The organism is Amycolatopsis halotolerans, assembly GCF_042647905.1.
Classification (GTDB): domain Bacteria; phylum Actinomycetota; class Actinomycetes; order Mycobacteriales; family Pseudonocardiaceae; genus Amycolatopsis; species Amycolatopsis halotolerans.
Genome location: NZ_JBHRWI010000032.1, coordinates 20882 through 27288 on the forward strand (window position 1 = coordinate 20882; position 6407 = coordinate 27288).

At 68.9% G+C, this 6407-nt stretch carries 8 protein-coding genes; 4 read left to right on the plus strand and 4 right to left on the minus strand.

What is annotated here, in order from left to right:
• Window positions 1-54: 54 nt before the first annotated feature.
• Window positions 55-729: a pyridoxamine 5'-phosphate oxidase family protein gene (locus tag ACFORO_RS27900; protein ID WP_377873722.1), complete on the plus strand. Its 675-nt coding sequence runs from the start codon at window positions 55-57 to the stop codon at window positions 727-729.
• Here the strand turns inward: ACFORO_RS27900 and ACFORO_RS27905 are convergent.
• Window positions 701-2152, minus strand: a complete 1452-nt coding sequence (locus ACFORO_RS27905; protein WP_377873721.1) for a sensor histidine kinase — start codon at window positions 2150-2152, stop codon at window positions 701-703. The genes ACFORO_RS27900 and ACFORO_RS27905 overlap by 29 nt on opposite strands.
• Entirely contained in the window at window positions 2149-2850 is a 702-nt protein-coding gene (locus ACFORO_RS27910; protein WP_377873732.1) for a response regulator transcription factor, read from the minus strand. The genes ACFORO_RS27905 and ACFORO_RS27910 overlap by 4 nt, the downstream gene beginning before the upstream one ends.
• Before the next feature lie 164 nt (window positions 2851-3014).
• Between ACFORO_RS27910 and ACFORO_RS27915 the strand changes: the two genes are divergently transcribed.
• From ACFORO_RS27915 to ACFORO_RS27925, 3 genes are read left to right on the plus strand one after another with little or no spacing between them, the layout of a single operon-like run.
• A complete protein-coding gene (locus ACFORO_RS27915) occupies window positions 3015-3389 on the plus strand; it encodes a VOC family protein (RefSeq protein WP_377873720.1) in 375 nt (124 codons plus the stop codon).
• Window positions 3386-4207 carry a class I SAM-dependent methyltransferase gene (locus tag ACFORO_RS27920; protein ID WP_377873719.1) on the plus strand — a complete coding sequence of 274 codons (822 nt, stop codon included), beginning with the start codon at window positions 3386-3388 and terminating at the stop codon, window positions 4205-4207. The genes ACFORO_RS27915 and ACFORO_RS27920 overlap by 4 nt, the downstream gene beginning before the upstream one ends.
• Before the next feature lie 9 nt (window positions 4208-4216).
• Window positions 4217-5203, plus strand: a complete 987-nt coding sequence (locus ACFORO_RS27925) for an asparaginase (RefSeq protein ID WP_377873718.1) — start codon at window positions 4217-4219, stop codon at window positions 5201-5203.
• Here ACFORO_RS27925 and ACFORO_RS27930 read toward each other — a convergent pair whose 3' ends face one another.
• Entirely contained in the window at window positions 5204-5683 is a 480-nt protein-coding gene (locus ACFORO_RS27930; protein ID WP_377873717.1) for a cysteine dioxygenase, read from the minus strand.
• 502 nt (window positions 5684-6185) lie between these two features.
• Window positions 6186-6407: transposase family protein (locus ACFORO_RS27935; protein ID WP_377896656.1), on the minus strand; the 222-nt coding region annotated here is incomplete at its 5' end.

A 6407-nucleotide genomic window follows, 5' to 3' on the forward strand; every position in this document is an offset into this window, starting at 1 on the left:
GTGTAGAAGAAGTGGACATTCAACATAGCCACTTGCCTGCCGCACACTGGCCGCATGAGCAGCCTTTCGCCCACCGAACGCACCACACTCGGCCGCAAACGCCACCGCGCCGCCAGCGAGCGCGCCGCGCTGCACGCCGTGCTCGACGAGGCGCTGATCTGCCACCTCGGCGTGGTCCGCGACGGCGTCCCGCTGGTGCTGCCCACCGGATACGGCCGCGACGGCGACACCCTGTACTTGCATGGTTCCACGGGCGCGGCCAGTCTGCGAGCCGCCACCGGGGAAACGGACGTCTGCGTGACGGTCACCCTGCTCGACGGCATCGTCTATTGCCGCTCGGTGAACAACCATTCGGTGAACTACCGCAGCGCGGTGATCCTCGGCAAGGCCCGCCTGGTGACCGACCCGGACGAGAAGATGCGCGGCCTGCACGTGCTCACCGACCACCTCTCCCCCGGTTCGTGGGAACACGCTCGCGCGGTGAACAAGAAGGAGTTCGCGGCGGTTTCGGTCATCGCGCTCGATCTGGCTGAAGCGTCGGTGAAGCTCCGCGCTGAGGGGCCCGACGACGAACCCGAGGACGTCACCGCAAACACCGCTTGGGCCGGGGTCTTGCCGGTGCGCACGGTCTTCGGCGAACCGGAACCCTCCGCTGACCTGCCAGCAGACTGGACCGTGCCCGAACACGTCGCCGCACGCGTCACGAAGACAGCGGCAACCGCACGGTAAACACCGTCCGCCCGGGGCTGCTGTCCAGCGAAACCGTCCCGCCGTGCTCCACCACCAGCGAATGCACCACCGACAACCCCAGCCCAGTCCCGCCGGCGGCCCGGGTGCGGGAGTTGTCGACGCGATAGAACCGGTCGAAGATCCGCTGCTGGTCCTCCGGCGAAATCCCCGGCCCGGCATCAGTGACGGTGGCAACGGCCATCCCGTCCGCCACCGTCACGGCCAGCTCAACCGGCGTTCCCTCGCCCGTGTGCACGGCCGCGTTCGCCAGCAAATTGTCCAGAACTTGCCGTAGCCGCGCGGGATCCGCGTGCAGCACCACCGGTTCCTCCGGAATCGACACCGTCAGCGGATACCCCGGACGACCGGCCCGGAAAGCGTCCGCGGCTGCCGCGGCGACCTCGGTGAGATCCATTCGCTGCGGGCGCACCGGCGGTTCGACATCCCGCGCGTCAAGACGGGCGAGGAGCAGCAAATCGTCCACCAGCACACTCATCCGCGCGGTCTCGGCCCGGATCTTCTCCAGGTGCGCCTCGCGCTCCTCAGGCTCATTCGCGGCGGCGTAACGGAAAAGATCGGCATAGCCGCGGATCGACGTCAACGGCGTTCGCAGTTCATGCGAGGCATCAGCGACAAACCGGCGCAGCCGATCGTTCGCCTCGGTCCGCGCGGCCAGCGAAGACTCGATGTGGCTCAACATCACATTGAACGCCGTCCGCAACTCCTCGACCTCCGCACCGCCGCCAGTGCCGGACGCGCGCACCGGCAAAGCCGCGGTTGCGGTGAGGTCGTGCGAAGCGATGTCATGCGCGGTACCGGCCATGTCCGACAAGGGTCGCAATCCGCGTCGCAGCACCACTCGACCGGCGACGACGAGAATCGCCAGCGCGATCAGGAACGCGATCACTTCGATCAGCATCAACTGCTGCACAGTGTTGTCGAGGTCGGCTTGCGGCGCGGCGCTCAGCAACACCGTGCCGGTCCCGTTCTGCGAAGTCTCCACCGGACAGGCCCGCACGCGGTAAGAACCCTGTCCCGGCAAGGCGATCGTGCGGAACTGGTCGCCGCCGGTCGCCTCTTCGGCCACCTGCGCCAGCGGCCGGACGTCGTTCGGCAACGTGCTGCCCGGCTGCGGGACGGCATGCCCTTCCCGGACGTCGAAAACCGCCGAATACCAGGAGTAGACGACTTCCGGATTGTCCTTCGACTCGCGCAGATGCGGCACCTGCGCGACCTGGCTGGTCTTGAGCTGCTCGTCGAGCCGCCGGTTGAGGTAGTCGTGCATCAGCTCGACGGTCAGCGCGCCGACGATCGCGAACACCACCAGCGAAAGCGCGCCCAGCCCGAACGCCAGCCGGGTGCCCAGCCTCGAGGCGCGCCAAGCCCGGTACCACCGGCGAGCCCAGCGCCCGATCCGGTTCACCGCTCCGCCTGTCGCACGGAGTACCCGACGCCGCGCACGGTGTGGATCAGCGGTTCGGCCTCCGCGTCGAGCTTGCGCCGCAACCGCGAGATCGCGAGTTCGACCACATTGGACCGTCCGCCGAAGTCGTACTCCCACACGTGGTCGAGAATCTGCGCCTTGGTGAGCACCGCAGGCGAGCGCCGCATCAGGTAGCGCAGCAGCTCGTACTCGGTCGGCGTCAGTTCGGCGAGCTGACCACCGCGGCGGACTTCGTGCGTCTCCTCGTCCAACGAGAGATCCCCCACCTGCAGCACTACCGCGCGGGCGTCCGGCTTTTCCGACGTCCGCCGCAGCACCGCGCGCAGCCGCGCCATCAGCTCCTCGACGGAGAACGGCTTGACGAGGTAATCGTCACCCCCACGGGTGAGGCCGGCGATACGGTCGGCGGTCGCGTCCTTCGCCGTCAGGAAAACCACCGGGACCTCGTCGTGCTTTTCGCGCAGCTTGTCGAGCACGGTGAACCCGTCGAAATCCGGCAGCATGAGGTCGAGCACGACGATGTCGGGAGCGAACTCCGCGGCGCGCGCGAGCGCGTCGGCGCCGGACCCGGCCGTCACGGCCTGCCAGCCCTCGTAACGGGCGACGGTCGCGACCAGGTCGGCGATGTGCGGCTCGTCGTCCACGACGAGCAGCCGCACCGGGTTCGGGTTCTCCACCCCGCCATCCTCCGCGACGTCCGCGCGGGCGCGCGAGCCGAACCCCCGGCTGACAGCCACTCGACAGGTTCGCCGCCGCGGCGAAGATCCGGAAACCTGTCGCGCGCATCGGGCATTCCGGGCAGACTCCGAACCGGCATCCGCCCCCGAGCTCAAGGAATCCGATGACTTCTTACGTGGACAACATCACCGTCGACTGCGCCGACCCGTGGGAGCTGGCCCAGTTCTGGACCCAGGTGACCGGCCGCCCGGTCGGCGAGGACGACAAACCGGGCGAGGAGGAGATCGGCGTCACGCTCGACTCCGGCGTCACGCTGCTGTTCATCGCCGTGCCGGAGCCCAAGACGATCAAGAACCGGCTGCACGTCTGCCTGAAGCCGGACAACGGGACCCGCGACGAAGAGGTCGAAAGGCTGCTCAAAATCGGCGCGACGCTGCATTCCGACCATCGTCGCGAGAACGGCAGCGGCTGGGTCGTCCTGCAGGACCCGGAAGGCAACGAGTTCTGCGTGCAGCGCAGCGTGGCGGAGACGGCGTGACGGATTCGTTCGAGATCAACCGCGCCAACTGGGACGACCGGGCGCCGATCCACGCGCGCTCGGCGTACTACGAGTTCGACAAGTTCAAGGCCGATCCCGCGCACCTGAGCCAGATCGTGCGCTTCGACCAGCCGCGCCTAGGCGACGTTTCCGGGCTGCGCGCCGTGCACCTGCAGTGCCACATCGGCACGGACACGCTGTCGCTGCACCGGCTCGGCGCCAAGGTCTCTGGTCTGGACCTTTCCCCGGCGTCGCTCGCCGAGGCGCGCAAGCTCGCGGACGCCGCCGGCGCGGACATCGACTACCACGAGGCGAACGTCTACGACGCGGTGAAAGTGTTCGGCGAGAACGCGTTCGACCTGGTGTACACCGGAATCGGCGCGCTCTGCTGGCTGCCGAAGATCGCGCCGTGGGCGGAGGTCGTCGCGCGCTTGCTGCGGCCGGGCGGACGGCTGTTCCTGCGCGAAGGCCACCCGATGCTGTGGACGCTCGACGAAGAATCCGAACGCGCGTGGCCGAGGTACGACTACTTCGAGCACGACGAACCGCTCGTGTTCAGCGACGACACCACCTACGTCGACACCGACGAAACGGTGAACACGACGACCACGCACAGCTGGAACCATTCGCTCGGCGAGATCGTCACCGCGCTGCTCGACCAGGACCTGGTCCTGACCGGGCTGACCGAGCACGACACCGCGGCGTGGAACGCGCTGCCGAACGAAATGGAAGAGGCCGGGGGCGGCGAATGGCGGCTGCGCGACAACCCGCGCCGGATCGCCGCTAGCTACACCTTGCAGGCGCGGCGGCCCGCATAGAGTGCGGGCATGACTCGCATCGCCGTCGCCGCGCTGGGCGGCACCATCTCGATGGCTCCCGGACGTTCGATCGAAGACGGCGTGGTGCCGCGGCTGAGCGCCGAGGACCTGCTGGGAGACCTCGGTTCCCGGCTGCCGATGGAGGTCTCCGCGGCGACGCTCGCCGGGGTCTCCAGTTCGTCGATGGACTACGCGACGCTCGCGCGGACGCGGCAGTGGGGCGTCGAGCAGATCGAGGCGGGCGCGGACGGTCTCGTGGTGGTGCAGGGCACGGACACGCTGGAGGAAACGGCGTACCTGTTCGACCTCACGTGGCCGTCCGACGCGCCGGTGGTGGTCACCGGCGCGATGCGGAACCCGAGCCTGCCCAGCCCGGACGGCCAGGCGAACATCCTCGCCGCGCTCACCGTCGCCGCCGATCCGCGCAGCCGCGGCCGGGGCGCGCTGGTCGCGTTCAACGACGACGTGCACGCGGCGCGGTGGGTGCGGAAGACGCATTCCAGCCACGTCGAAACGTTTTCGTCGCGGCCCGCGGGTCCGCTCGGCATGGTCGCCGAGGGAGCGGTGCATTACTTCCACCCGTCGCCGCCGCGCCTGCCGGTGCTGCCCGGCGCCGAGAATGTCGATCTCGTTCCGCTGCTGGAATCCGGCCTCGACGATTCGGGAGAATTGCTGTCGATGGTTCTCAAGGGCGGTGCGCGCGGCGTCGTGGTCGCTGCCAATGGCGTCGGGCACGTATCGACGGGCACTGCGGACGCGATCGCGGCCGCGGAGGTGCCGGTGGTGGTCGCGTCCAGGACCGGCGCGGGCCCGACTTTTCGCAGCACGTACGGGTTTCACGGCTCCGAATCGAGCCTGATCCGGATGGGCGCGACGATGGCCGGGTGGCTGTGCCCGCGGAAATCGCGGATCCTGCTGCAGGTTCTGCTGGCCGCGGGCGTCGGCCGGGAGGAGATCGAACGGCAGTTCAGGCTGCGCGGCGACCTCGACCGCTGATCACACCCGGGTCGGACCGTCCACCGGATTCGCCTGGTACGAGCGCATCTGCCGGCCGCCCTGGCGGTAGACGTGCACGCTGATCGCCGGGTCCGGGCCGTCGTTGCGCACCTCGTGCACGTAGCCCGGCCCGAACACCCGCGACTGCCCGGCGGACAGCCCGTGCACCTCGGTCACCGCGCGCCCGCCCGGGGCACGCCGCGCGACGGTTTCGGTCAGCCGCCCGGACACGACGGTGAACGCGCCGGTCGCGAAGGCGTGGTCGTGCAGGTCGGTGTATTGGCCGGGAAGCCAGCTGAGCAGCCAGATCTCCTGGTCCTCAGTGCGTTCGACCAGCGCGGAGAACCGCTCGTCGGGGTCGTAGCGCAGCAGGCTGCCCCAGCGTTCCCGGTCGGCGGCCACGTCGACGGCGACGCGGACCGGGTGGCGCAGGGCGGGGTTCTCGGGACGCAGCAGGGTGTTGTCCGGAACGGCGAACATGAAAGAAAGTCCTCACGGGAAGAAGATGGGTGTCGAGCTGGGCCGGGCTGGGTTCACCGACAACAGCGACACGACATGCCCATGACGGGGCGGAGGTCGGCAGACCCCGGCCGCATCGTCATCTCGCACGTCAGCATGCCGCACAGAGAACCAGCCCCGGACCGCCCGGTCAACCCGTCCCACCCCCTGGACCGCGCCTGGCGAGGGCGGGTTCACACCCTGGCGCTCTGCGGGTTCGGGTTGTGCGGTCTTCAGCCGGGACCGGGCGGCCTCGCACTCCCGGCCAACGTCCGTGAAGGGCTCCCTGAGGGAATCAGATTCCCTCAGGGAGCCCTTCACGGACCTCGATACCGCGCGCCAGGCCCATCGACGGCGAGGGTCCCGCGCACTGCCGACGCCACCCTCACTGCGGAGAAGACCCCAATGTGGCATTGGGTGCGTCCCACGCACCCAATGTGGCGTTCGGTGCGTCAGATGCACCCAATGCCACATTGAGGTTTTCTCAGTAGCGTCCGTTGTGTTCGTGGTGGGTGAGGACGAGGGCTGCTTGGGTGATGTGGCCGATGCGTTTCGGGCAGAGGGTGACGTGTCGCAGGGCTGTCCAGCGGGTTTTGAGCATTGCGGCGGCGCGTTCGCCGAGGCAGCGCAGTCGGGTGTGGAGCAGGCTGAAGGTCTGTTCGTCGAGGGTGAGCGGCGGTCGGCCGGTGGTTTTCTTGACGGGGGT